Source organism: Nonomuraea sp. NPDC048882 (assembly GCF_040649755.1).
GTDB classification, from domain to species: domain Bacteria; phylum Actinomycetota; class Actinomycetes; order Streptosporangiales; family Streptosporangiaceae; genus Nonomuraea; species Nonomuraea maheshkhaliensis.
On the sequence record NZ_JBEZGB010000007.1, the window covers coordinates 252,208 to 275,179 of the forward strand.

General features: G+C 71.4%; 20 protein-coding genes. 12 read left to right on the top strand and 8 right to left on the bottom strand.

What is annotated here, in order from left to right; all coding sequences use genetic code 11:
* Positions 1–21 precede the first annotated feature (21 nt).
* Positions 22–1,218 carry an MFS transporter gene (locus AB0C27_RS26020; RefSeq protein WP_357848326.1) on the bottom strand — a complete coding sequence of 399 codons (1,197 nt, stop codon included), beginning with the start codon at positions 1,216–1,218 and terminating at the stop codon, positions 22–24.
* Between the two features lie 60 nt (positions 1,219–1,278).
* On the opposite strand from AB0C27_RS26020, the gene AB0C27_RS26025 reads away from it, so the two are divergent.
* The 9 genes from AB0C27_RS26025 (at position 1,279) to AB0C27_RS26065 (ending at position 11,226) form a co-directional block, all read left to right on the top strand.
* Entirely contained in the window at positions 1,279–2,253 is a 975-nt protein-coding gene (locus AB0C27_RS26025) for a winged helix-turn-helix domain-containing protein (RefSeq protein ID WP_357848328.1), read from the top strand.
* Positions 2,254–2,326: 73 nt separating this feature from the next.
* Entirely contained in the window at positions 2,327–3,292 is a 966-nt protein-coding gene (locus AB0C27_RS26030; RefSeq protein ID WP_357848330.1) for a sugar-binding domain-containing protein, read from the top strand.
* 125 nt (positions 3,293–3,417) lie between these two features.
* Positions 3,418–4,512, top strand: coding sequence for a sugar ABC transporter substrate-binding protein (locus tag AB0C27_RS26035; protein ID WP_357848332.1), 1,095 nt, complete (start codon positions 3,418–3,420; stop codon positions 4,510–4,512).
* 9 nt (positions 4,513–4,521) lie between these two features.
* A complete protein-coding gene (locus tag AB0C27_RS26040; protein WP_357848334.1) occupies positions 4,522–5,280 on the top strand; it encodes an ATP-binding cassette domain-containing protein in 759 nt (252 codons plus the stop codon).
* Positions 5,277–6,509, top strand: a complete 1,233-nt coding sequence (locus AB0C27_RS26045) for a sugar ABC transporter permease (protein ID WP_357848336.1) — start codon at positions 5,277–5,279, stop codon at positions 6,507–6,509. Before AB0C27_RS26040 ends, AB0C27_RS26045 begins: the two co-directional genes overlap by 4 nt.
* Positions 6,509–7,984 (top strand): FGGY-family carbohydrate kinase, encoded by a 1,476-nt coding sequence (locus tag AB0C27_RS26050; protein ID WP_357848338.1) that lies wholly within the window; start codon positions 6,509–6,511, stop codon positions 7,982–7,984. Before AB0C27_RS26045 ends, AB0C27_RS26050 begins: the two co-directional genes overlap by 1 nt.
* The gene (locus tag AB0C27_RS26055; protein WP_357848340.1) at positions 7,981–9,516 is read left to right on the top strand and encodes an FGGY family carbohydrate kinase; all 1,536 of its coding nucleotides are present in this window, start codon (positions 7,981–7,983) and stop codon (positions 9,514–9,516) included. The genes AB0C27_RS26050 and AB0C27_RS26055 overlap by 4 nt, the downstream gene beginning before the upstream one ends.
* A gap of 94 nt (positions 9,517–9,610) precedes the next feature.
* Positions 9,611–10,225: a histidine phosphatase family protein gene (locus tag AB0C27_RS26060; protein WP_357848342.1), complete on the top strand. Its 615-nt coding sequence runs from the start codon at positions 9,611–9,613 to the stop codon at positions 10,223–10,225.
* Between the two features lie 2 nt (positions 10,226–10,227).
* Positions 10,228–11,226: a 2-hydroxyacid dehydrogenase gene (locus AB0C27_RS26065; protein ID WP_357848893.1), complete on the top strand. Its 999-nt coding sequence runs from the start codon at positions 10,228–10,230 to the stop codon at positions 11,224–11,226.
* A gap of 52 nt (positions 11,227–11,278) precedes the next feature.
* Here AB0C27_RS26065 and AB0C27_RS26070 read toward each other — a convergent pair whose 3' ends face one another.
* The 3 genes from AB0C27_RS26070 to AB0C27_RS26080 form a co-directional block, all read right to left on the bottom strand.
* Positions 11,279–12,139 carry a carbohydrate ABC transporter permease gene (locus AB0C27_RS26070; RefSeq protein ID WP_346115385.1) on the bottom strand — a complete coding sequence of 287 codons (861 nt, stop codon included), beginning with the start codon at positions 12,137–12,139 and terminating at the stop codon, positions 11,279–11,281.
* Entirely contained in the window at positions 12,136–13,017 is an 882-nt protein-coding gene (locus tag AB0C27_RS26075) for a sugar ABC transporter permease (RefSeq protein WP_357848345.1), read from the bottom strand. The genes AB0C27_RS26070 and AB0C27_RS26075 overlap by 4 nt, the downstream gene beginning before the upstream one ends.
* A 78-nt stretch (positions 13,018–13,095) precedes the next feature.
* Positions 13,096–14,391 (bottom strand): extracellular solute-binding protein, encoded by a 1,296-nt coding sequence (locus tag AB0C27_RS26080; RefSeq protein WP_357848347.1) that lies wholly within the window; start codon positions 14,389–14,391, stop codon positions 13,096–13,098.
* Positions 14,392–14,927: 536 nt separating this feature from the next.
* Here AB0C27_RS26080 and AB0C27_RS26085 point away from each other — a divergent pair.
* On the top strand, positions 14,928–16,790 hold the full coding sequence (locus tag AB0C27_RS26085; RefSeq protein WP_357848349.1) for an ABC transporter ATP-binding protein: 1,863 nt from the start codon (positions 14,928–14,930) through the stop codon (positions 16,788–16,790).
* Between the two features lie 90 nt (positions 16,791–16,880).
* Here the strand turns inward: AB0C27_RS26085 and AB0C27_RS26090 are convergent, their stop codons facing one another.
* Both AB0C27_RS26090 and AB0C27_RS26095 read right to left on the bottom strand, forming a co-directional pair.
* Positions 16,881–18,326, bottom strand: coding sequence for a penicillin-binding transpeptidase domain-containing protein (locus tag AB0C27_RS26090; RefSeq protein WP_357848351.1), 1,446 nt, complete (start codon positions 18,324–18,326; stop codon positions 16,881–16,883).
* 36 nt (positions 18,327–18,362) lie between these two features.
* Positions 18,363–18,722 carry a MerR family transcriptional regulator gene (locus tag AB0C27_RS26095; RefSeq protein WP_357848353.1) on the bottom strand — a complete coding sequence of 120 codons (360 nt, stop codon included), beginning with the start codon at positions 18,720–18,722 and terminating at the stop codon, positions 18,363–18,365.
* Positions 18,723–18,874: 152 nt separating this feature from the next.
* On the opposite strand from AB0C27_RS26095, the gene AB0C27_RS26100 reads away from it, so the two are divergent.
* Positions 18,875–19,798, top strand: coding sequence for an aldo/keto reductase (locus AB0C27_RS26100; RefSeq protein ID WP_357848355.1), 924 nt, complete (start codon positions 18,875–18,877; stop codon positions 19,796–19,798).
* 49 nt (positions 19,799–19,847) lie between these two features.
* Here the strand turns inward: AB0C27_RS26100 and AB0C27_RS26105 are convergent, their stop codons facing one another.
* The gene (locus AB0C27_RS26105; RefSeq protein ID WP_357848357.1) at positions 19,848–20,486 is read right to left on the bottom strand and encodes a TetR family transcriptional regulator; all 639 of its coding nucleotides are present in this window, start codon (positions 20,484–20,486) and stop codon (positions 19,848–19,850) included.
* A 90-nt stretch (positions 20,487–20,576) separates the two neighbouring features.
* Here AB0C27_RS26105 and AB0C27_RS26110 point away from each other — a divergent pair, with 90 nt between their 5' ends.
* On the top strand, positions 20,577–21,902 hold the full coding sequence (locus AB0C27_RS26110; protein ID WP_357848359.1) for a GH1 family beta-glucosidase: 1,326 nt from the start codon (positions 20,577–20,579) through the stop codon (positions 21,900–21,902).
* Here AB0C27_RS26110 and AB0C27_RS26115 read toward each other — a convergent pair.
* A complete protein-coding gene (locus AB0C27_RS26115; protein WP_357848361.1) occupies positions 21,884–22,780 on the bottom strand; it encodes a hypothetical protein in 897 nt (298 codons plus the stop codon). The two genes, AB0C27_RS26110 and AB0C27_RS26115, sit on opposite strands and share 19 nt — an antisense overlap.
* Positions 22,781–22,972 lie beyond the last annotated feature (192 nt).

Below are 22,972 nucleotides of genomic sequence, written 5' to 3' on the forward strand. Positions count from 1 at the left end.
AGGCCGGGAGCCGCACCGGCGCTAAGCGGGGAGCCGTGCGGGCTCGGGTGCCGGGCGCAGGACGCGGGCCAGGGCGAGCGCGACCACCACCCCCGCCGCCCCCGACAGGGCGATGGCCTGCCCGGGCGCGACCACCTCGCCCAGCACGCCCACCACCGCGGCCCCCGCCGCCTGCCCCGTCATCAGCCCGGCGGACTGCAGCCCGAACGCCTGCCCCCGCACCTCCTCGGGCACCGCGTCCACGAACCGCCGCTGCAACCCGAGCTGGTACGACAGCCCGGCCGCCCCGATCGCCGCCAGCACGGCCGCCCAGGCGACCCCGGGCGAGAGCGCGAACGCCAGCCAGGGCACCCCCAGCAGCACCGCCAGCGGCAACGACAGCCGCTCCCGCAGTCCAGGGGCCGCGAACCGCCCCACGGCGAACTCGCCGGCCGCCATCCCGCAGGCCGCCACCGCGAGCACCACCCCCGCCTGTCCCTGCCCGCCCATGTACGGCACCACCATGGCCTCGGCCCCCGCCAGGCACACGCACGGCAGCCAGCCGGCCAGCAGCAGCCCGCGCACCCGGCCGTCGGCCAGCAGCCGCCGGTTGACCCGCAGCGTCTGCCGGACCGCGCCACGCCGGGCCCCGCCCCGCGCCGCCCGGTACGGCAGCCCGAACCGCAGCACCAGCGCGGCCACCACCGACAGCCCTGCCGTGACCGCGAGCGCGCCGCCCGGCCCGGCGAAGGCGAGGAACGCGCCCCCGGCCGCCAGCCCGACGACCTGCGCACTGGCCGAGGCCACGTTGAGCATCGAGCGCCCGAGCACGAACGCGTCCCCCGGCAGCACCTCGGGCAACATCGCGGCCCGCGCCGCGAAGAACACCGGCGAGAACACCCCCGTGACCAGCACCAGCGCCAGCATCGCCCAGACCGGCAGCCCGGCGTAGGCCAGCAGCAGGCACGTGACGGCCCTGATCAGCTCGCCCGCCACCATCAGTGCCCGCGGCGCCAGGCGGTCGGCCAGCGAGAGCAGGAACAGCCCGCCCACGATGAACGGCAGCCACCCGGCCATGTACGCCGCCGCCGACAGCCCGGGTGAGCCGGTCCGCGTGTAGACCAGCACCGACAGGGCCAGCATCTTGATCGAGTCTCCGCCGACCAGCAGCACGAAGCTGCCGAACAGCACCCGGAACTCCCTGACGGCGAACACCTCACCGAACGTCGCACCCTTCACAAGGCCCGATGGTGCTGGCCCCCTCCCACCCGACGCGACTTATTCGGATATAACCGAAACATGGTGACGATTGACGTCGTACCTCAGGACGTGATGGCGAGCAGGTTCGCGATCTCACCGCTCATCGAGACCATGCACTCCCAGTGGGTGCTGGCCGGCCGCTACCCCGCCGGCGCCAACGGCCCGTGGGCGGCGCGGTGGCGCGAGACGTACCACGGGCTCGTACGGGAGCATCCCGTGCTGCGGGCGGCGGCCACGATCAGCGGCAACAGGGGAGACGCCAACGTCGACTTCATCGCGCCCCCGCCGACGGCCGTGGACGTGCCGTTCGAGACGGAACTGGCGGCCATGCGCGCGACGCCGCTGGAGACCGCGCACGGCGAGATCCGGCAGGCGCTGGCCGGCCGGCCGCCCGTGGCGGACTGGATCAGGGAGCTGCTGCTGGGGCCCGAGGTGGTGTGGCTGTTCGCGGCGGCGTACGAGGCGTTGTGGCGCGAGATCCTCTCCCACGAATGGCCCCGCTTCCGCGCGGTGCTCCAGCGCGACGTGGCGCAGCGGGCGGGGCGACTGGCCGCGTACGGCTGGCAGGCGGCCCTTGAGGACCTGCGCCCGAACGTGCGCTGGCACCGCAGCGGCCGGATCGAGGTCAAGCTGACCAGCAGGGGCGGGACCCACCGGCTCGACGGCAAGGGCCTGCTGTTCCTGCCGTCGGCGTTCATGAGCACCATCGGCTGCTATCTGGAGGACGCCTGGCCGTACGCGCTGGTCTACCCCGCCAGAGGCATCGCGGCCGCTCCCCCCACGCCTGACGCGGACCTGGCGGCGCTGATCGGCCGCAGCCGGGCCCGCATCCTCGCCGAGCTGGCCGAGCCGGCGACCACCACCCAGCTCGCCGCCCTGCTCGGGCAGAGCCTGGGCACCACGGGCGGCCATCTCGCGGCGCTGCGCAGGACGGGCGTGATCGCGGGCACCCGCGTCGGCCGGAGCGTCCTGTACGCGCGCACCCCTCTGGGCGAGGCCTTGATCAACGGCTAGCCTGGGCACGCAGGTATAGTCATTGGGCATCAGTTCTGCAACTTTGTTCACAAGCCGTATCAGGAGCGCGCGCATGAATGCCGCCGACGTCGCCCCCGAGGCACAGCCGAGGTTCCCTCCCGAGCTGATGTACGCGGCGGCCCAGCAGTACTACATGGAGGACGCCACCCAGGGCGACATCGCCGGGCGCCTGGGCGTCAGCAGGGCGACCGTGAGCCGGCTGCTCACCGAGGCGCGCAAGCAGGGCATCGTCGAGATCAAGGTGCACCGGCCGGCCGCGCTGGCGGAGGGCCCGCTGGCCGACGAGGTGGCGCAGGCACTCGGGCTGGAGCGCGTCTACCTCGTCCCCAAGGTCAACGGCCCCACCCTGGGTCCGTGGCTGGCTCCCGGCGTGACCCGCGCGCTGGCCGCCGTCGGCCTGGAGTCGGGCGACGTCGTGCTCGTCTCCTCGGGCACCACGGTGTACGAGTGCGCCCGCGAGGGCCTGGGCCAGTATCCGGGCGTCACGATCGCCCCCGCTGTGGGCGGCCAGGAGGAGCCGCAGCCCTGGTTCCAGACCAACGAGACCACCCGCATCCTGGCCGAACGCTCGGGCGGCGTGCCCGCCTACCTCTACGCCCCCGCGCTGCCCGGCCCCGAGCTGTTCTACTCGCTGCAGCACGAGCCGTCCGTACGCCGGGTGATGGACCTGTGGGCGCACGCCAAGTGCGCGATCGTGGGCGTCGGCTCGGCCCCGCTGATGCGGCAGATGGTGCCCTCCCTCATGCCGCGTGACGCCGAGAGCCTGCGCCAGGCCGTGGGCGACGTCTGCATGCGCATCTACGACCGTGACGGGGCCCCGGTGACCTATCCGGGCAGCGAGCGCCTGGTCGCCGCGAAGCCGGAGGACCTGCGCCGCATCCCCCACACGATCGCCGTCGCCGTCGGCGCGGAGAAGGTGCTCTCGATCGTCGCGGGAGCCAGGGGCGGCTACTTCAACCAGCTCGTCACGGACACCCCGACCGCGGAGGGCCTGCTCGCGGCAGCTCACCAGCTCTGAACACTTTTGCTGGACAAAGTTTCTGAACGCGCGCTAACGTGAGCCGCACCACGGGACATGCCCTCCCGTGAGGGCGTGTCCCCGTCTCGGGGGCCAGCGAGCGTCAAAGAACCTAAGGAACACCCGTGAACAGAGCTAAGATGCGGACCTCCGCGTTCGCCGTGGCAGCAGTGCTCGCAAGCTCGGTGCTGGCCGCGTGCGGCGCAGGCTCCGGCGGCAGCGGCGGGAGCACCACCGCCGGCGGTGGCGGCGACCTGCAGAACGCCAAGGTCGCCTTCCTCATGCCCGACCTCGCCTCGACCCGATACGAGCTGCAGGACAAGCCGCTGTTCGAGGCCAAGATGAAGCAGCTCTGCCCGACCTGCGAGGTCATCTACCAGAACGCCGACTCCGACGCGGCCAAGCAGCAGCAACAGGCTAATTCCGCGCTCGCCCAGGGCGTCAAGGCGATCGTGATCGACCCGGTCGACTCCGCCGCCGCGGCCACCATCGTCAAGTCGGCCCAGGCACAGCAGGTGCCGATCATCGCCTACGACCGGCCCATCCCGGCCACGCCCGCCGACTACTACATCTCGTTCGACAACGAGAAGATCGGCTCGCTGATCGCCCAGTCCCTCGTGGACCACCTCAAGGCCGAGAAGGCCGAGGGCGGCATCCTCCAGGTCAACGGCTCCCCGACCGACGCGGCGGCCCAGCTGATCAAGAAGGGCATCCACAGCGCGGTCGACCCGAGCGGGTTCAAGCTGCTCGCCGAGTACGACACCCCCGACTGGCAGCCGGAGAAGGCCCAGACCTGGGTCAGCGGCCAGATCACCCAGTTCAAGGACCAGATCGTCGGCGTGGTCGCGGCCAACGACGGCACCGGCGGCGGCGCGATCGCCGCGTTCAAGGCCGCGGGCGTGAAGGTGCCGCCGGTCACCGGCAACGACGCCGAGATCGCCGCCGCGCAGCGCATCATCAACGGCGACCAGTACAACACGATCTCCAAGCCCATCAAGATCGTCGCCGAGGCTTCGGCCAACGTGGCCTGGGAATTCATGCAGGGCAAGAAGCCCGCCGGCAAGACCACGCTCTACGAGACGCCCTCCGAGCTGTTCGTCCCCACGGTCGTGACCAAGGAGAACACCAAGGAAGTGCTGTTCGACAGCGGCATCATGAAGGCCGCCGACGTGTGTACGGGCGCGTACGCCAAGGGCTGCGAAGAGCTCGGCATCAAGTAGGAGCATCCGATGACCGTCCTGTCGCTGCGCGGCATCAACAAGACCTTCGGCGCCGTAGCCGCGCTCACCGACATCGAGCTCGACGTCGCGGCCGGCCAGGTCGTCGCCGTCGTGGGCGACAACGGCGCGGGCAAGTCCACGCTGGTCAAAATCCTGTCGGGGGTGCATCCGCCCGACTCGGGCACGATCACGTTCGAGGGCCGTGAGGTGGAGATCCCGACGCCGGCCGCCGCCCACAAGCTCGGCATCGCCACCGTCTTCCAGGACCTGGCGCTCTGCGAGAACCTCGACGTGATCCAGAACCTCTTCCTCGGTCAGGAGATCCGCCCGCTCCGGCTGAACGACGTGGCCATGGAGACCCGCTCGTGGGAACTGCTGCGCCAGCTCTCCGCCAAGATCCCGAGCGTGCGGGTGCCGGTGGCGGCCCTGTCGGGCGGCCAGCGGCAGACGGTGGCCATCGCCAGGTCGCTGCTGGGCGACCCGAAGGTCATCATCCTCGACGAGCCCACCGCCGCGCTCGGCGTGGCCCAGACGGCCGAGGTGCTCAACCTGGTCGAGCGGCTGCGTGAGAACGGGCTGGGCGTCATCATGATCAGCCACAACATGGCGGACGTGAAGGCCGTCGCCGACACCGTGGCGGTGCTGCGGCTCGGCCGCAACAACGGGGTGTTCGCGGTGGACCAGGTCTCCACCGAGGACATCATCGCCGCCATCACCGGTGCCACGGACAACGTGGTGTCCCGCCGCAACCAGAGGGGGCAGCAGTGAGCGCCGTGACCACCGACCGCCAGGACGAGCGGTTGAAGAACCGTGACGGATGGCGCGGCGCGATCACCGACGTGGTCGAGCGGGCCCGTGGCGGCGATCTGGGAGTCATCCCGGTCGTCGTCGGGCTCATCGTCATCTGGTCGGTGTTCCAGGCGCTCAACCCGATCTTCCTGTCCAGCGCGAACCTGGTGAACCTCACCCTCGAATCGGCCGCCGTCGGCGTGATCGCGCTCGGCATCGTGTGCGTGCTGCTGGTGGGCCAGATCGACCTGTCCGTCGGCTCGGTCAGCGGGCTGTCGGGCGCGGTGCTGGCCGTGCTGTTCGTGAGCGAGGGGCTGCCGGTCTGGGTGGCCGTCCTGGCCTCGGTCCTCATGGGCGCGGTCATCGGCTGGCTGTACGGGCAGCTGTTCAACCGGTTCGGGGTGCCCAGCTTCGTCATCACGCTGGCCGGCCTGCTCGCCTTCCTCGGGCTCCAGCTGTACGTGCTGGGCGCCAAGGGGTCGATCAACCTGCCGTTCGACTCGGGGCTGGTGAACTTCGCCCAGCTCGACTTCGTCCCGGCCCCGCTGTCGTACGCGTTCGCCGTGATCGCCTCCGCCTGGCTGTTCCTCAGCGGCTACCTGCACGCCCAGGAGCGGCGCAAGGCCGGGCTGTCGGCCAAGAGCCTGTCGACGCTGGTCGTCAGGAGCGTGGCGCTGCTGGTGGTGCTGGCCTTCGTGGTCTGGTACCTGGGCCAGACGCGCGGCGTGGGCTGGATGTTCGTCTTCTTCGTGGCGCTCGTGCTGATCATGCACTACCTGCTGTCGCGGACGAAGTGGGGCCGCGCGGTCTACGCCGTGGGCGGCAACGTGGAGGCCGCGCGCCGGGCCGGCATCAACGTCAAGGCGATCTTCACCTCCGTGTTCGTGCTCTGCTCGACGTTCGCCGCGGTCGGCGGCATCCTGGCCGCGGCCCGGCTGGCGGCGGCCAACCAGAGCAGCGGCGCGGGCGACGTCAACCTCAACGCCATCGCGGCGGCCGTGATCGGCGGGACGAGCCTGTTCGGCGGGCGCGGCACCGCGTTCGGCGCGCTGCTCGGGATCATCGTCATCCAGTCCATCTCCAGCGGCCTGACCCTGCTCAACCTCGACTCCTCGATCAGGTTCGTGGTCACGGGAGCCGTGCTGCTGCTCGCCGTGATCGTCGACTCCGTCTCACGCCGGTCGCGAACGTCCCACGGCAGGGCCTGATGGCGATCATCTGCGTGGACGCGGGCACGACGGTCATCAAGGCCGTCGGGTACGACTCCTCCGGCGCGGAGACGGCCGTGGCCCGGCGCGAGACCGTCGTGTCCAGGCCCGCTCCCGGCCACGCCGAGCAGGACATGGGCGCGGTCTGGGACGCGGTCACGGCCACCGTGCGCGAGGTCGCCGCCCAGGTGGGCGGCGCCGACCTGGTGGCGGTCACGGCCCAGGGCGACGGCTGCTGGCTGGTGGACGCCGCCGGCCGGCCGACCGGCCCCGCGATCCTCTGGAACGACGCCAGGGCCGCCTCGTACGTGGACGCCTGGACGCGCGACGGGCTGGCCGAGGCCGCCTTCCGGCGCAACGGCTCCGCCGCGGCCTCCGGGCTCCCGCACGCCATCCTCACCTGGCTGCGCGCCCACGACCCCGACCGGCTCGCCCGCTCTCATGCGAACCTGACCTGCGGCGGCTGGATCTTCTCCCGGCTCACCGGCGAGGTGGTGGCCGACGAGTCCGACGCGTCGGCGCCGTTCATGGACCTGCGGACGCGGGCCTACGCGCCGGAGCTGCTGGCCATGTTCGGCCTGGAGCAGGCCGAACGGCTGCTGCCCCCGGTCCGGCCGTGCCCGGTCGCCGAGCTGACCCGCGAGGCCGCCGCCGCGCTCGGCCTGGCCGCGGGGACGCCGGTCGTCATGGCCCCGTACGACATCGCCTCGACCGCGCTGGGCTCGGGAGCGGTGTCGGCGGGGCAGGCGTGCGGCATCCTCGGCACCACGCTGTGCACCGAGGTCGTCGTGGACGCCCCCGACCTGGACGGCGCGCCGACCGGCATCACCATCGCGCTGCCCGGCGGCTACCTGCGGGCCTTCCCCACGTTCGCCGGCACCGAGGTGGTGCAGTGGACGTGCCGCCTGCTCGGGCTGGGCGGCCCGGCCGACCTGGGCGAGCTGGCGCTGGAGAGCGAGCCGGGGGCGGGCGGGCTGGCGTTCCTGCCTTACCTGTCGCCCGCCGGTGAGCGGGCGCCCTTCTCCGACCCGCTGGCCAGGGGATCGCTGCTCGGCATGTCGTTCGAGCACGGCCGCGAGCACGTCGCCAGGGCCGTGCTGGAGGGGCTCACCATGGTCATCCGCGACTGCCTCACCGCCACCGGAGCCGCACCCACGGAGCTGCGGGTGTGCGGAGGCGGCTCGGCCAGCGCCACCTGGCTCGCGCTCATCGCCGACGTCACCGGGCTGCCCGTGCGGCGCTCGGCCGACACCGAGGTGGGGGCGCGCGGGGCCTACCTGGTCGGGCTGGCCGCCACGGGCGCCGCGCCGTCCATCGCCGCGGCGGCCGGGCAGCACGTACGACTGCGCGAGGCGGTCGAGCCCGACCCCGCGCGGCGAGCCTTCTACGACCGGCTGTTCGCGGACTTCCTGACCTTGCGCGCCAACAACGCGGGCACCTGGCCGCTGCTCGGCGCGATGAGAGGCCGTACATGAGCGTGTGGATCGGCATCGACCTCGGCACGCAGAGCGTGCGCGCCCTGGCCGTCACCGGCGAAGGGCGGGTAGTGGGCGCCGCGAGCCGCCCCCTGACCAGCCACCGCGACGGCCCCCGCCACGAGCAGGACCCCGAGCAGTGGTGGCGCGAGCTGGCCGCGGCGACCCGCGAGGCGCTGCGCGGCGTGCCGGCCGGCGAGCGGGTCGAGGGCGTCGCGGTGGACGCGACCTCTGGAACGATCCTCCTCACCGACCCCTCGGGCCGGGCTCTCACCCCTGCTCTCATGTACGACGACCGCCGCGCCGACGCGGACCGGGCGAACGAGGCGGGCGCGGCCGTGTGGGAACGGCTCGGCTACCGGCGCATGCAGCCCAACTGGGGGCTGCCGAAGCTGCTGTGGCTGCTGCCCGGCGCTCCCGCCGGCGCCCGCCTGGCCCACCAGAGCGACTTCGTCAACCGCCGCCTGGTGGGGCGCGAGGTGGCCACCGACATGAGCAACGCGCTCAAGACCGGTGTCGATCTGATCGGCGAGCGCTGGCCGGCGGAGGTGTTCGACGCGCTCGGGGTGCCCGCGGAGATGCTGCCCGACGTCGTACGTCCTGGCGCCCGCCTGGGCGAGGTGTGCGCGGCGGCGGCCGAGGAGACCGGCCTGCCCGAGGGCACCCCGGTGATCGCCGGCACCACGGACGGCTGCGCGGCCCAGCTCGGCGCGGGCGCGCGGCAGGTGGGCAGCTGGAACTCGGTGCTGGGCACGACGCTGGTGCTCAAGGGGGTCACGAAGGAGCTGATCCACGACCCGCTGGGCGTCGTGTACTCCCACCGCGCCCCCGACGGCTCGTGGCTGCCCGGCGGGGCGTCCAGCACGGGCGCGGGCGTCCTGACCCGCGACCTGCCCGGCCGCGACCTCGACGCCCTGAGCGCCCAGGCCGCCACCCGCTACGGTCCCCAGCCCCACCACACGACCCGCCGCACGTCCGGCCGCGCCGCGAACCCGGGCGTCCCCGGCGCGAGCTCCCCAGGCGCGGGTGTCTCGGGCGCGAGCCTCCCGAGCGGGCCGCCGGTCGTCACCTATCCGCTCGTCTCGCGGGGTGAGCGGTTCCCCTTCGCCGCGCCGGACGCCGAGTCGTTCACGCTCGGGGAGCCGGCCGACGACGTCGAGCGGTACGCCGCGATCCTGCTCGGGGCGGCCTTCGTCGAGCGGCTCTGCTTCGACTACCTCGACCTGCTCGGCGCCCCGGTGGACGGCGAGATCATCCTGACCGGCGGGGCCACCAGGAGCGCGTACTGGACCCAGCTCAGGGCTGACGTCCTGGAGCGCCCGGTGACGCTGCGGGAGAACGCCGAGCCCGCGCTGGGCATGGCCGTGCTGGCGGGCGGCGACCCGGCCCGCATGATCAGGACCCGGGCCGTGGTCGAGCCGTCAGGGGCCTCGCTGGGCGAGGCGTACGTGCGTTTCGTCACCGAGCTGGAGCGGCGCGGCTGGCTCGACCCCGAGGCCGCCGCACACGCCCGCGAGCGGGCCACCCCATGACCGGCCCCACGACCGGCCCCATGACCGGCCCCACGACCGGCCCTATGACCGGCCTCACGACCGGGGCCACGCTCGTCCGCGAGAGGACCCCCTCATGACCGACCTCGTGCTCGTCCGTCACGGCGAGACCGTCTGGCACGCCGAGAACCGCTACGCGGGCATCAGCGACATCGAGCTGACCCCGCGCGGCCACGAGCAGGCCGCTCAGCTCGCCGGATGGGCCGCGGGCGCGGGCCTGGCCGCCGTGTGGGCCTCCACGCTCAGCCGGGCCCGCATCACCGCGCAGGCCGCCGCCGACCGGGCCGGACTGCCGGTACGGACCGACGCCCGGCTCCGCGAGCTGGACTTCGGCCAGGGCGAGGGCCTCACCTCGGCCGAGATGGCGGCCCGCTTCCCCAAGGCCCGCGCCGCTTTCGAGGCCGACCCCGCCGCGAACCCGCTGCCGGACGGCGAGGGCCCGCACGAGGCCGCCGCCCGCTTCGCCGGCGCGCTGCACGACATCGCCGCAGCGCATCCCGGCGGACGCGTCCTGGTGGTCGCGCACACGACGGCCATCAGGCTGACCCTGTGCCGGCTCATCGGGGTGCCGCTCGGCGAGTATCGGCGGCTGTTCCCGCGCCTGGACAACTGCGCCCTGACCGAGCTGCGCCTGAAGGCCGGCCGGGTGGCGCTGCTGCAGTACAACTCCCCGATTGGAGCCGTTCGTTGACCATCCGGATCCTTGCCGCCGGCGATCACTTCGTCCGCAACAGCCTGTTCGGCGACGCTCTCAGACGCGAGGTCCCCGGTGAGGTGGACATCAGCGAGCTGACGCTGCCGTGGCCGGTGCAGCCGTTCGGCCGGGTGGGGGAGGTGGACGAGGCCTCCGACGTGGAGGACGAGCTGATCGAGGCGCTGCGCGGCGTCGAGGTGTGCGTGACCCAGATGGCGCCGCTGACCAAGCGCGTCCTGGACGCCTCCCCCGACCTGCGGCTGTTCTGCGTGAGCCGGGGCGGCCCGGTCAACGCCAACCTGGAGGCCGCCGCTCAGGCGGGGGTCGCGGTGACGTACGCGCCCGGCCGCAACGCCGTCGCCACCGCCGAGCACACTCTGGCGATGCTGCTGGCCGCCACCCGCCGCATCCCGCAGACCCACGCGGACCTCGCGGGCGGCGTGTGGCGGGGCGACTACTACACCTACGACAACGTCGGCCCCGAGCTGGACGGCAGCACCGTCGGCCTGGTCGGTTACGGCGCGATCGGCCGCCGCGTGGCCCGCATGCTGGAGGGCTTCGGCGCGGAGGTGCTCGTGCACGACCCGTACGTGGACGTGCCCGGCAAGGTGGAACTGCCCGAGCTGCTGCGGCGCTCCCGGTTCGTGTCCCTGCACGCCCGCGCCACCCCCGAGACGGCCGGCATGATCGGCGCCGCCGAGCTGGCCGCCATGCCCAGGGGCTCGGTCCTGGTCAACTGCGCCAGGGGCGCGCTGCTCGACTACGACGCCCTGTGCGACGCCCTCGACTCCGGCCACCTGTTCGGCGCGGCGACCGACGTCTTCCCCGAGGAGCCCATCCCGGCGGGCTCCCGCCTGCTCACCACGCCAAACCTGGTCATGACCCCGCACCTGGCCGGGGCCAGCAAGGAGACCGCCATGAAGGCGGCCTCGATCGTGGCCGCGGACGTGGCCCGCTACGTACGCGGCGAGCCACTCGCCCATCTCGCTACCCCCTGAAGGGGGTCCCGACAGGGGGGCGCGGCGGGGGCGCTCGGGGGTCGCTGTGGGGTCACCCCTTGAGCGCTCCCGCCATCAGCCCGCGCATGAAGAACCGGCCCAGCACCACGTAGATCACCATCGTGGGGATCGACGCCAGGATGGCCGCCGCCATCTGCTGGCTGTACGGGGTGGCCTGCGCCCCCGCGATGTTGTTCAGCATCACGGTCGTGGGCCAGCTCGTCGGCCCGGTCAGGAAGACGGCGAACAGGAAGTCGTTCCAGAGCGAGGTGAACTGCCAGATGATGACCACGGCGATGGCCGGCGCGGACACCGGCAGCACCACCGACCAGTACGCCCGCAACATCCCGGCCCCGTCGACCCGCGAGGCCTCGATCAGCTCGTCGGGGATGGTCACGTAGTAGTTGCGGAAGATCAGCGTGCAGATCGGGATGCCGTAAACGACGTGCGCCAGCACCAGGCCGGGGATGCCGCCGTAGAAGACGCCCTGCAGCCCGGCCTGCTCGTCCACCCACACCAGCAGCTGCACCAGCGGGATCATCACCCCCTGGTACGGGATGAACATGCCGAACAAGAACAGCGTGAACAGCACGTCCGCCCCGGGGAAGCGCCACTTGGACAGCACGTAGCCGTTCATGGAGCCCAGCGCGCACGACAGCAGGGACCCGGGCACCGCCAGCAGCACGCTGTTCCACAGCCCGGGGGCCAGCTTCTCCCAGGCCACCCGCCACGCCTCGGTCGTCCACGTCTGCGGCAGGTTCCACGCCTGGCCCGGATCGGCCTCGGTGAGCGGCTTGAAGCTGGTCACCAGCAGCACGTAGATCGGGATGAGGAAGACGAACACGAACAGGATCAGCAGGCCGAACTTCGTCCAGCCGAACACCGCCGCCCTGCGCCCGGCCACCGCCGTCATGATCGCCTCTCCTTACGCACCGACCAGACCAGGTACGGGATCACGAAGATCGCCACGCTGAGCACGATGTAGGAGGCGATCGTGGCCCCCTTCGCCGGGTCGTTCGAGTCGAACACCGCCACCCACATGAACACGGCGGGCACGTCCGTGATGATCTGCTTGCCGGACACCGCCACGATGAGGTCGAAGACCTTGAGCGAGATGTGCCCCAGGATGATCAGCGCGGAGAGCGTGACCGGCCTGAGCAGGGGCAGCACCACGTGCCGGTAGACGCCCCACTCGGTGCAGCCGTCCACCCGCGCGGCCTCGCGCAGTTCCTCGGGCACGCCGCGGAACCCCGCCAGGAAAAGTGCCATGACATATCCGGACATCTGCCAGATGGCCGGAAGCGCCATCGCGGCCATCCCCCAGTCCGGGTCCCGGAACCACTGCCACTGCGGCAGCCCGATCCAGTCGAACAGCCGGTTGAGCCCGACCGCCCGCTCCCCGGTGCCGGAGTTCATCAGCCACCGCCACACGATCCCCGTCGCCACGAACGAGATGGCCATCGGGAACAGGTAGATCGCGCGGAAGGTGCCCTCGCCCCTGACGCCCTTCTCCATGAGGAACGCCAGCAGCCACCCGAGCAGCAGCGCCCCCAGGACGAACACGACCGTGAACATGATCGCGTGGTTCACCGACAGGTGCCACCGGGGCAGATCCCAGATGTCGACGAAGTTCTGCAGCCCGACGAACTTCCCCTCGGACACCGCATCGTGCTGGTCGGTCATGGCGACCCGGAAGTTCCAGCCGAGCATGCCGTACACGAAGACGCCGATCAGCACGATCGACGGCGTGACGAGGAGGAGTCCGGGCAGCCACGTACGCGCCCGCCTCACAAGCATTCCCTCTCACGGATGCGGCAGGCGCGCACCGGCGCCCGCCGCATCCTGCAGTGATCCTGCGGTTTCACCGACTTACTGGGCGTTGGCCGTGGCCGCGTCCGCCAGGCCCTGCTGCAGGGCCTTGATGTCCTTGCTGCCGATGAACAGCCCGACCGCCTCGTTGATCGCGGCCAGCCACGGCTGGTTCACCGCCACGCCGTGCTGGATGGAGCCGGCCAGCTTGTTGCTGGACCAGTCCTTCAGCGCGTCGCCCAGGTAGTCGGTGTAGAGCGCCTGGTCGGCGTCCTTGCGGGCGGGGATGGAGCCCTTCTTCGGGTTGAAGGCGTCCTGCCCCTCCTTGCTGGCCGCGACCTTGAGCCAGGCCAGCGCACCCTCCCGGTTCTTGGCGCCCTTGGGCAGCGTGAAGCTGTCGGACAGCCACAGGTACGTGCCCTCGGTGCCGGGAGCCGGCGCCCAGTCGAAGTCGGTCTTCGACGTCTTGCCCAGCCCGCCCTCCGGCGGGTTGTGGAAGTAGCCGTACGCCCAGTCGCCCATGATGTTGAACGCCGCGTCGCCGTCGGCCACCTGCTTGGCGGCCGGCTGCCAGTCGTCCTGCGGGTCGCCCGCGTACGACAGGATCTTGGCGAAGTTCTCCAGCGCCTTCGTCACCTCGGGGCTGTTCCAATTGGCGCCCGGCTTGAACAGCGCGTTGTAGGCGTCGGTGCCGAGAGATCCGAGCAGCACGCTCTCCATCAGGTGGGTGACCGTCCACTCCGACCCGATGGACAGCGGGACCTTGCCCTTGGCCTTGACCTTCTCCAGCGCCGCGATGAACTCCTCGATCGTCTTCGGCGCCGCGGCCACCCCCGCGTCCTTGAGCACGGCCGGGTTGAACCACAGCACGTTGGAGCGGTGGATGTTCACCGGCACGGAGTAGATCTTGCCCTCGACGCTGATCTGCTCGACGAGCTGCGCGGGGAAGGCGTCCTTCAGCTTCAGCTCGTCGTAGAGGGAGGTCAGGTCCTCAAGGTTGCCTGCCTTGATGTAGCCCTGCAACTCGGCGCCCGCGTGTCCCTGGAAGGTGTCGGGCGGGGTGCTGGCCTGCAACTTCGACTGCAGCAACGCCTTGGCCTTGTCACCCGAGCCGCCGGCCACCGCCGCGTCGAAGAAGGTGTAGTTCGGATTCTTCTCCTCGAATATCTTCCGCATGGCCTGGAGGCCGTCGGCCTCGCCGGGGCCCGTCCACCACGAGAAGACCTCAACCTGCTGTTTGCCGCCGCTCGCCGCGGGCGACTGTCCGGTCGCGGTGCTGCCGCCTCCGCCGCCGCAGGCAGCCAGGCCCAGCACGCTCACCATCGTGATCGATACGGCCGCTAACCACCGTCGCATCCCCACACCATCCCTTCGAAGCCCCCCGAAGTCGGTGATTTTGACAACGTTGTCAACAACGGCTATCAACCCACTTCCGGCAGCCGTGCGTCAAGGGATGAGCGGTAACAGCTCCGCATATTCCGGCCTCAGCGCGAAGAAAGGGCGGGGCCTTGAGAAAGAGGGGGGCCGGATGAAAGGGCGGGCTCGAGCCCTGCGCGGCCCGAGCCCGCTGTCACGCGCCCGGGGCCGGACCCCCACCCCTCCGAGAAGATCCGGCCCCGTGCGGACGCGTGACGTCCCCGACCGATCGGCCGCGACGCCCCCGACGCGAGGGGCGAGGAACGCGCGGTGCGGTCGATCACACGTAGAACGGTAGATGTGCAGAGAGCCGCGGCACATGCGCTGACATGGCCATTCGACGATGTAAGCGCGACAGGCGCAGCCATGTGTAGATAAGTGCGCAGGCCATGGAACGGCGTTCGTCCATACGACGATCTGTGTATGCAAACCCTTGTGCGTACGTGAAAGCCCGTGCCGGCGGGAACACTCACGACATGGCTGATGAGCCGCTCGAACTCGGCGAGATCTCCTTCTCCGACTGGTACGCCCACATGGACAAGCTCGCCGAGGTGGGCTTCCTCACCATCGCCCGCCGGTTGCCCGCGCTCGTCGGCCAGGCGATGCGCACCGCCTGGCGGGCCAGCCCGCGCGACACCGTGGCGACGATCTCGCTCAACCTCCTGACCGGGGTGTTCACCGCCTTCGGCCTGCTGGCCACCACGGGGGTGCTGACCGCGCTGTTCAGCCAGGGCCCGACCCCCGACCGCGTCATGGCCGCGCTGCCCAGCCTGGCGCTGGTGGCGGGCGCGGCGGTGCTGCGCACGGCGGCGCAGGCGGGCGCGGGCTGGGCGCAGGCCCGCCTCACCCCGCAGGTGAGCCGGCTGACGGAAGAGCGCCTGTACGGCCTCACCAGCCGCGTCGACCTGGTGGCCTACGACGACCCCGAGTTCCACGACGCGCTGCAGCGCGCCAGGCTGCGCGGGGTGGCCATGGCCGACGCGGTGGTCCGCAGCGCCATCGACCTGGTCACCGCCGCCGTCGGCATCGCCGCCGTGGCGGGCGTGCTGGGCGTGCTGCACCCGGTGCTGCTGCCGCTCCTGCTGCTGGCCGTACTGCCCGACGCCTGGGCGCTGGTCCGCAGCGCCAAGATGCGTTACGCCACCCTCTACGCCCTCATCCCCGTGCACCGCCGCAAGTGGATCGTGGCCGAACTGCTGGCCGACCGCGAACCTGCCGCAGAGGTGCGCTCGTTCACGATGCGCGGCTTCCTGCTGCGCGTGTACGACGCCGTCGCCCGCGCCGAGCAGGACGTCATGCTGCGCCTGGCCCGGCGGCAGATGACGGCCAGGCTGGTGGGCGAGGCGCTCGGCGGTCTAGGCGCCGCCCTGGTCTACGTCGCGCTCGGCATCCTGCTCGCCGTCGCCGCGATCCCGCTGGCGGTGGCCGGCACCGCGGTCCTCGCCATCCGCTCGGCCCAGAACTCCCTGGGCAATCTGGTGTACGCCACGAACGAGCTCTACGAGGAGGGTCTCTACTTCACCGACTTCGTCACGTTCTGCGAGGACGCGGAGGAACGGCTGACCGGCCCCAGGTCGTTGGCCGTCCCCGACTCCTTCGAGCGCATCACCGCCGAGGACATCACCTTCACCTACCCGGGCGCCGAGTCCCCGGCGCTCAGTGGTGTCTCGGTCGAGATCAAGCAGGGCGAGGTGATCGCGTTCGTGGGGGAGAACGGCTCGGGCAAGACCACCCTGGCCAAGATCCTGTCCGGCCTGTACGAACCCGGCACCGGCACCGTGCGCTGGGACGACACCGACCTGTCCCAGGTCAGCCCGGAAGAGCTGCGCACCCGCACCGCCGTCATCGCCCAGGACCACACCCGCTGGCCCCTGGCCGCCCGCTACAACATCACCATGGGCACCGACCGCGGCGAGAGCGCCCTGCACGCCGCCGCCACCGTCGCCGGCGCCGACGAGGTCATCGCCGAACTCCCCCACGGCTACCGCACCCTGCTCGACCGCCGCTTCAAAGACGGCTGCGAACTGTCCGGCGGCCAATGGCAGCGCATCGCCGTCGCCCGCGGCTTCCACCGCGACGCCGACCTGCTCATCTGCGACGAACCCACCGCAGCCCTCGACGCCCGCGCCGAACACGCCCTCTTCGAACGCATCCGCACCCACGCCGACGGGCGCACCGTCCTGCTCATCACCCACCGCCTGGCCAGCGTCCGCTACGCCGACCGCATCTACGTCCTCGACCACGGCCACATCACCGAACAAGGCGACCACGACACCCTCATGACCCTCAACGGCCTCTACGCCGAGCTCTACACCCTCCAAGCCGACGCCTACCGCTGACCCCCGCCGCCATGAGGGGCGGGCCCGGGCTCGGGCCGTCCGGCGCTCTCCGCGTCATCGGGCGTGGGCTCCGCGTCATCAGGCGTGGGCTCAGGCCAAGGCCGCCTCGATCATCGCGCGCGCGACCGCACCCACCGCGCCCGCGCGCTCCCCCGGCCGTTCCAGCACCACCCCGACCGCCACCTCGGGCGCCCGCGCCGGCGCGAAGGCCGTCACCAGCGCGTGTTCCCCGCCGCCCGGCACGGTCGCGGCGGTGGCGGCCCTGGAGGCCACCCGCACCCCCGGGATCGCCGCCCCCAGGCCCCTCGCGGGCGTCGCGATCGTCATCATCGCCGCCAGGTAGCGGGCCAGCACCGGCGGCACGGCCGTCCGGTACACCACGGGAGCGGCCCGGTTGATCATCGTGCCGTCGCGCAGCCGTACCTCCTCCACCAGATACGGCCGCATCAGCACCCCGTCGTTCGCCACCGCCGCCGACAGCATGGCCACCATCAGCGGCGTCACCCTGTTGTCGTGGTGCCCGACGGCCGCCAGCGCCGTCTGGGCCCGGTCCAGGGCGAGCGGGTACCGGCTCGGCAGCGCGACCAGCGGGATCCGCAGGCTCCCCCCGTTGAAGCCGAACGCCTCCGCCTGGTCCCTGAGCAGGTCCTGCCCCAGTTGCAGCCCGATGCCGGCGAACGCGGTGTCGCAGGACCTCCTGAACGCCAGCGCGAGCGTCGGCCGCCGGTGCGCGCAGTCACCCGGATTGCGCAGGTACGTCGGCGTTCCTGGAAGGCGCAGCCGGTCCGGCGCGTCCACCAGGGCCGTGGGCGTGTACTCCCCCGACGCCAGCGCCGCCGCCGTGGTGACCAGCCGGAACGTGGCCCCGGGCGGATAGAGGCGGTGCAGCGCCCGGTTGAGCAGGGGCTGCGCAGGAGCCTCCCGCAGCCGCCTGACCGCCTCCGCCAGCCGCGCCCGGTCGAACGTGGTCAGCACGTTGGGGTCGTAGGAGGGATAGGTGGCCAGCGCCAGGACCGCCCCGGTCGCCGGATCGAGCGCCACCGCCGCCCCCGGCACCCCCGCGGCGGCGAGCCCCTGGTAGGCCGCCCGCTGCACCCGGTCCCTGACCGTCAGCCTGATGTCGGCTCCCTCGACGCTGCCGTGCCTGACCAGCGACCTGACCCTGACCTTGGGGTCGTCCCCCGACAGCACCGCGTCCAGGGCCTGCTCCATCCCCGTCGAGCGGTGCAGCGACACGTGCCCGGTGAGCGCCGCGTACGGCTCGCCCTGTGGGTAGGCGCGCCGGTAGCGGTAGGGTCCTGCGCCGGTGGGCAGGCTGGTGGCGACGCGGGTGCCGTCGTAGGTGCGGATGTCGCCGCGCGGGTGGCCGTACCTGGCGATCAGCGGGCGCTCGTTCCTGCGGTCGGCGTTGAGCTGGTACGAGCCGAACGCCTGGATGAGCGTGATGTGCGCCAGGAGGACGAAGAGCATCGCCGCGCACACCCTGGCCACGCGGCCCAGGGGTACGTTGATCCACCTCGCCCTCGATCCAGCCATGGATCTTGGTCTACCCGCCAGGGCGCAAAGGGGGAGCTAGAGGACGCTTCGGTAGTAGGAAATCTTGTTCCTGATGTACTGCTGCCGCTCGACGAGGTTCTGGAGCTGCCCCTGAACCTGCTGGTCGTGCTCCTCCAGCAGCTTGATCCGGTCGGGGATCGTGTGGTCGCCCGCGCGGACCAGCTCGGCGAAGCGCAACATCTGAGCGATGGGCATGCCGGTGTCGCGCAGGCACTTGATCGTGCCGAGCCAGCCGATGTCCTCCTGGCTGAAGCGGCGCTGGCCGGCCGCGTTGCGCCCGACGCGCTCCAGCAGGCCGATCTTCTCGTAGTAGCGGAGGGTGTCGATGCTGAATCCGGTCTCCTCGACGACCTCGGCAGGGGTATAAACGCTCACACCCCAAAGTATCCGACCTGGAGTCCACTCCAGGTCAACCGGATCCCGGCACCTCGCCCCCGCCCCGCCGTCCGTCCTGGCCCGCGCACCCGGCCCAGCCGCTCGATCCGGGCGCTTGACATGGAGCGCGCTCCAGCTCGCACAGTCGGCTCATGAACATCGCACTCGGCACGATTCCGTTCGGCACCACCGTCGGCACGCGGGAGACCTTCGCCATCCTGGACCGGTTCCTCGACGCCGGCGGCACCATGCTCGACACGGCCAACAACTACCCGTTCTGGGTCGAAGGCCGCTCGGGCGACGAGAGCGAGGAGACCATCGGCGCCTGGCTGGCCGCGCGCGGCGTACGGGACCGGGTCTTCCTCAGCACGAAGGTCGGCGCGAGGCCGACCGTGCCCGGCGACCTCACCCTCGGCTCGGCCGAGGGCCTGGCCGCGGCGACCATAGCGAAGGGTGCGGAGGACAGCCTGCGGAGATTACGGACGGACTACATCGATGTGTATTGGTCGCACATCGAGGACCGCTCCGTCTCGCTGGAGGAGACCCTGGGGGCGTTCGACCAGCTCACCGGGGCCGGCAAGGTGCGCGCCATCGGGGCCAGCAACATCGCCGCGTGGCGGCTGGAACGGGCCAGGAACGTCTCGGCGGCGCACGGCTGGACGCCCTACACCTACATACAGCTGCGGCACACGTATCTGCGCCCGCGTCCCGGCGCCAGGCCGGCCGAGGCGGGGCACACGCTGGTCTCGGACGACCTCCTCGACTACCTGGCCGCCGAGCCTGACCTGACGCTGTGGGCGTACAACACGCTGATGTTCGGCGCGTACACGCGGCCCGACCGCCCGATCGCCGAGATCTACGACCACCCGGGCACCACCCGGCGGCTGGCCGCGCTGCACGAGGTGGCCGGCGAGCTGGGCGCGACCGCGAACCAGGTCGTGCTGGCCTGGCTGATGACCGACGGCGTCGTCCCCATCGTGGGCGTCTCCACGATGGAGCAGCTTGAGGAGGCCATCGGCGCCGCGGACCTGAAGCTGGACGCCGACCTGCGCGCCCGCCTCGACGACCCGAGCTGAGCCGGACGGCCGGGCGCGGCGCCGGCCGCCCCGGTCAGGGGCACCGGGGTCAGGACAGGTGACCGGCCAGGTAGCGGTGGACCAGTTGCTTGCACTCGGCGATGAGCCGGGGATCGCCCGCCGGGTCGGCCCTGAAGGCGAGCTTGAGCACCGCGTCCGCGGCCTCGACGGCCACCAGCAGGGCCCGGTCGAGCCCTGGGCCCATGGGGGCGTCCAGGAAGTCCATCGTCAGCGCACGCAGGCGCTCGGCCACGACGACATTGTTGTCCTGCGTCCCGTCGAGCGCCTGCTTGCTGCCTGCGACGGTGGGCCCGCCGGGGGCGAGGAGCACCTCGCCGAAGTCCACCACCGCGAACCCGGGCGTGGTGCGCTTCATGTCGACGAACTCGTCGATCGCGAGATCGACCAGGTCGGTCCAGTGGCCGAGCGCGGCCTCGGGGATGCGTTCGACGATGCGCTGGAGGAACGCCTCCAGGTTGCGCCGCGCCAGGGCGCGTACCAGGCCCTGCTTGTCGTGGAAGAACTGGTAGAACGTGCCGATCGGCACCTCCGCCCGGCGTGCGACCTCTTTCGTGGTCAGCGCCTCGTAGCCGACCTCGTCGAGCAGGTGTGCGCACTCGTCGAGCATCCGTTCCACCCGCTCGACGCTCCGGCGTTGCGCGGGCCGGCGGCGCAGGGTACTGGTCATGGCCCCATCCTGTCGCATACCGGGGACCTTGAGTCAGGGGGTTTGAGCACGATTAACATGAGCCTTACTCGCGTGAGAGGAAGGCCGAGCATGTTCCTCTGGGGTACGGCCACGGCGGCTTACCAGATCGAAGGCGCCGCCGGGGAGGACGGCAGAGGCCCCTCCGTCTGGGACACCTTCGCCCACGAACCGGGCCGCGTCAGAGACGGGCACACCGGCGACGTGGCGTGCGACCACTACCACCGCTGGCCCGAGGACGTGGCCCTGATGGCGGGCCTCGGCGTGAACGCCTACCGCTTCTCCATCTCCTGGCCGCGCGTGCTGCCGACGGGCGCGGGCGAGGTCAACCGGCGCGGCCTGGACTTCTACGACCGCCTGACCGACGCCCTGCTGGCCGAAGGGGTGCAGCCGGTGCCGACGCTGTTCCACTGGGACCTGCCGCAAGCGCTGGAGGAGCGCGGCGGCTGGATGGACCGCGACGTCTCCGCCCTCTTCGCCGAGTACGCCGCCACTGTCGCCGCCCGCCTGGCCGACCGCGTCCCGCTGTGGATCACGCTGAACGAGCCGTTCGTCCACATGGCCTTCGGCTACGCCATGGGAGTGCACGCCCCCGGCCGGGTGCTCATGACCGGCGCCCTGCCCGCCGCCCACCACCAGTTGCTCGGCCACGGCCTGGCGGTCCAGGCGCTCAGGGCGGCCGGCGCCCGCCAGGTGGCGCTCACCAACAACTGCACCCCCGTCTGGCCCGCCTCCACGCGGGAGCAGGACGTGGCGGCGGCCGGCGCGTACGACATCCTGCACAACCGCCTGTTCAACGACCCCGTGCTGCTCGGCGCGTATCCCGACCTGTCCGCCTACACCGGCTCCCTGGAATTCGTCAGGGACGGCGACCTCAAGACCATCTCGGCCCCGCTGGACGCTCTCGGGATCAACTACTACAACCCCACCCGGATCGCCGCCCCGACCGGCCCCCCGACCGACACCGGCCTGCCGTTCGCCGACGCGGGCATCACCGGCTACCCGACCACCGCCTTCGGCTGGCCGGTCGTCCCCGACGGTCTGCGCGAGCTCCTGACCGGCCTGAAGTCCCGCTACGGCGCGGCGCTGCCGCCGATCCTGATCACCGAGAACGGCTGCTCCCAGCCGGACGAGCCCACCGAGCGGGGCACGATCGAGGACGAGGCCCGCGTCGACTTCCTCGACCGGCACATCGCCGCCATGCGGCAGGCCATGGCCGAGGGCGTGGACGTGCGCGGCTACTTCGTCTGGTCGCTGCTGGACAACTTCGAGTGGGCCGAGGGCTACCACCAGCGCTTCGGCCTGGTGCACGTGGACTTCGCCACCGGGCGCCGCACGCCGAAGCGGTCCTACCGCTGGTTCAAGGGGTTCCTGGAGGGTCAGAACACCGACACGTGAACGTGGTCGTAGTGGTTGGCGGTCACGCCGCCGCGGTTGGACATCGGGTCCCAGCCGCCGCCTGAGCGGATGTCGTAGTAGCGCTGCTTCCAGATGATGTACATGACGCCGAGCCGGCCGCCGTTCTTGATCAGCCAGGCGGCCAGCGCGTCGCCGTTGGCCGCGTTGTTGCCGCCGGCCATGGTGCCGCCAGGCGACATCATGAAGTCGCAGGCCCGTCCCTTGCCGTGCTCGCCGGGGTCGCCGGGGCGCAGGCAGCCGACGCCGTACTTCATGGGGAAGTTCGCCATGATCTCGGCGCGTACGGAGATCATGCGGGGCGTCAGGCCCTCGGCGCCGCCGGGCTGCTGGAAGCCGTACTTGGCGAGGAGCTTCTCGATGTCCTTGCGCCGGCTCTGCATCTGCCTGATCTCTTTGCGCAGCTTCTCGATCTTCTCGTTGGCGTTGAGCTTGGCGTCGTTGGACTTGGCGATCAGCTTCTTGATCGCCTCGACCTTCTTGGCCCGCTCGTTGGCCATGAAGGTGAGCGTGGCGGCCTGCCCGAGCATCTTGTACGGGTCGTCGCTGGGCGTGAGCAACTGGGTGTTGTCGAGCGGGCCGACCATGTAGGCCGTCTGGGCGATCCGGCTGACCTCGGCCTGGGCGGCGCGGAGCTGGGCCTGGAGGCTGCCCGAGGTGTCGGTGGCCTTCTTGGCCTGAAGCCTGATCTCCTCAAGGCTCTGGATCTGACCCCGGTAGCGCTCGCTCAGCTGGGTCGCCTGCCGGGTGAGTTTGCGCAGCTCGGCGGGGCTGGGATCGGCCACGGCCGGAGTGGGTGCGAGCAACCCGAGCAGCCCGGCGAGGACGGTGACAAGAACGGCGGTCCGCCAGATCCTCACACCCGCCCCCTCCCATCATAGACGGACCGAAACTATAGAAGATGATCTTGATCTCTGTCATCCGAACGACCGAACTGCTGCCCCTTTGGCGAAGTTTTGTGTTTTTGTCCGACTTAATACGGGCCCAAAAGTTGGGTCTTGTCTGAAACGCTCCAACCGTCTGAGATGGCGATCGTTCTCCGTCTCTGCGAA

What these genes read in the sequence shown, in the direction of transcription:
- AB0C27_RS26025 (WP_357848328.1), top strand. Translation starts at nt 1,279, where the DNA reads ATGGTGACGATTGACGTCGTACCTCAGGACGTGATGGCGAGCAGGTTC.
- AB0C27_RS26030 (WP_357848330.1), top strand. Translation starts at nt 2,327, where the DNA reads ATGAATGCCGCCGACGTCGCCCCCGAGGCACAGCCGAGGTTCCCTCCC.
- AB0C27_RS26040 (WP_357848334.1), top strand. Translation starts at nt 4,522, where the DNA reads ATGACCGTCCTGTCGCTGCGCGGCATCAACAAGACCTTCGGCGCCGTA.
- AB0C27_RS26050 (WP_357848338.1), top strand. Translation starts at nt 6,509, where the DNA reads ATGGCGATCATCTGCGTGGACGCGGGCACGACGGTCATCAAGGCCGTC.
- AB0C27_RS26055 (WP_357848340.1), top strand. Translation starts at nt 7,981, where the DNA reads ATGAGCGTGTGGATCGGCATCGACCTCGGCACGCAGAGCGTGCGCGCC.
- AB0C27_RS26060 (WP_357848342.1), top strand. Translation starts at nt 9,611, where the DNA reads ATGACCGACCTCGTGCTCGTCCGTCACGGCGAGACCGTCTGGCACGCC.
- AB0C27_RS26070 (WP_346115385.1), bottom strand. Translation starts at nt 12,139, where the DNA reads ATGACGGCGGTGGCCGGGCGCAGGGCGGCGGTGTTCGGCTGGACGAAG.
- AB0C27_RS26080 (WP_357848347.1), bottom strand. Translation starts at nt 14,391, where the DNA reads ATGCGACGGTGGTTAGCGGCCGTATCGATCACGATGGTGAGCGTGCTG.
- AB0C27_RS26085 (WP_357848349.1), top strand. Translation starts at nt 14,928, where the DNA reads ATGGCTGATGAGCCGCTCGAACTCGGCGAGATCTCCTTCTCCGACTGG.
- AB0C27_RS26090 (WP_357848351.1), bottom strand. Translation starts at nt 18,326, where the DNA reads ATGGCTGGATCGAGGGCGAGGTGGATCAACGTACCCCTGGGCCGCGTG.
- AB0C27_RS26100 (WP_357848355.1), top strand. Translation starts at nt 18,875, where the DNA reads ATGAACATCGCACTCGGCACGATTCCGTTCGGCACCACCGTCGGCACG.
- AB0C27_RS26105 (WP_357848357.1), bottom strand. Translation starts at nt 20,486, where the DNA reads ATGACCAGTACCCTGCGCCGCCGGCCCGCGCAACGCCGGAGCGTCGAG.
- AB0C27_RS26110 (WP_357848359.1), top strand. Translation starts at nt 20,577, where the DNA reads ATGTTCCTCTGGGGTACGGCCACGGCGGCTTACCAGATCGAAGGCGCC.